The organism is Bacillus sp. AFS012607 (assembly GCF_002558005.1).
Taxonomy (GTDB): Bacteria; Bacillota; Bacilli; order Bacillales; family Bacillaceae_G; genus Bacillus_A; species Bacillus_A thuringiensis_S.
In genome coordinates, this window is the sequence record NZ_NTVM01000003.1 from 1 (window position 1) to 1,800 (window position 1,800).

Genomic DNA, 1,800 nt, shown 5'->3' on the forward strand with positions numbered 1-1,800 from the left:
TTTGTCGTTCTTTTAGCCATTTCGTTTTTATATATTGGCTACATGTTTATTATGAATAAACAAATGAATCGTTCTCAAATTATCATCAATATTTTCATAACATTGAGTGTACTTTGCTTATTAAGTACGGGTATGACAAAGGTCGATAAGTTCACCGATGATGCTATAGCGGTTGTGAAATCTGAACAAAAGGGTTCTTTAAGTGATGAAATTATTAAGAAGAATATAACGGATGTTGCAGTAATAGATCAAAATGGATGGAAAAAGAAAGAGGACATGAATCCGAAAAATCATATTCCAGAAAAAAATATTAGACAGATTGATATTACAGAAAAAATTGATTCGGATTTTGAGTTCGCTAAAGATAAAAAATTATCAGATGATGGACAAAAATTATTGAAAAATAAAAGAGTAATGGATGGGATGGGAGTCGCATCTTTAGCAGAATTAAAAGATGGATGGTTTGATTTCTTTCCAGAAAAGTATTATCGCTGGCACTGGAACTTTTGGAATATATTCTTTACTTTACTGATAACGGGATTAACTTTGTTATTGGTAAGTATTAAATTAGCTAGATTATTTTATGAATTGTCTTTTAACTACTTGTTAGCAAATATATTAGCACCAGCCGATGTTGCGAATGGTCAAAAGTTAAAAGCTGTATTATCTAATATCCTCAATATATTTATAGCAACGATTATGATATTCCTATCTTTGAAGCTATACCTAATAGGAACAGCTTTTCTCCATGACAAATTAAATGGTGTACCGTATCTGATTGCATTAGCGGCATTTAGTATGGCAGTTCTAGATGGTCCGGCAGTCGTAGAAAGGCTATTTGGAATAGATATTGGATTAAAGAGCAGTTGGGGCATGTTAGTAGGTGGTTTCGCACTTGGTAAAGGAATTGGCAGTCTCGCAAATTCAAAACCAATGAAGAGTCTCGGAAATAGGATTGGAAAAGGAGCGAAAGGTGCAGCAGAAGGAACTGGTGTTGCAGCAGCTAAAACAGCAAGTGCGGCAGCGATGGCAACAGGTGGCGTGGCAGGGCTTATAAGCGGTTTGAAAAAAGGGAATGAGTCTGAAAATAAAGAGTCCTTGCAAGATCAAATGAAAAAAGCGGATCAGAAAAAAGCAAATGGTAATGATTTAGCAAAAAATGAAAAAGAAAAAGGAAACTTAAATAAGGAAAAAGATAAAAAGAATGGTGGTACGCCATCTATTCAAGAAGACATGAAAAAAGGAGGGAACGAAAACCCAGGGGGAGCGAATGGGCAAGAATCGGGAACAACAAGTCTTCAAGATGAAATGAAAGAAGCTGGAAAATCAAATGGAGCGATTGAAGGAAATCAAACACTAGGAGGCGTAAGACAAGGAGCAAGTGAAGGAAGTCAAATACCAGGAACGGTAAGACAAGGAGCAAATGAAGGAAGTCAAACACCAGGAGGCGTAAGACAAGGAGCGATTGAAGGAAGTCAAACACCAGGAACGGTAAGACAAGGAGCAAATGAAGGAAGTCAAACACTAGGAACGGTAAGACAAGGAACAAATGAAGGAGTTCAAACACCAGGAACAGTAAGACAAGGAACAAGTGAAGGAAGTCAAACACCAAGATCAGTACCAAGTGGAAGTAGCCCGGCACCAGTGGAAGCACCAAGATCAGTACCAAGTGGAAGTAGCCCGACACCAGTGGAAACACCAAGATCAGTACCAAGTGGAGGAAGCCCGGCACCAATTGAAGCGCCAAGATCAGTACCAAGCGGAAGTAGCCCGGTATCAGCCGACATCGTAACGGTGACA

1 protein-coding gene is annotated in these 1,800 nt (G+C 38.4%); it reads left to right on the forward strand.

Translation table 11 applies throughout. The features are described from left to right. Window positions 1-1,800 (forward strand): pLS20_p028 family conjugation system transmembrane protein (locus CN409_RS02795; RefSeq protein ID WP_098217776.1); only part of this gene is annotated, 1,800 nt, incomplete at both ends.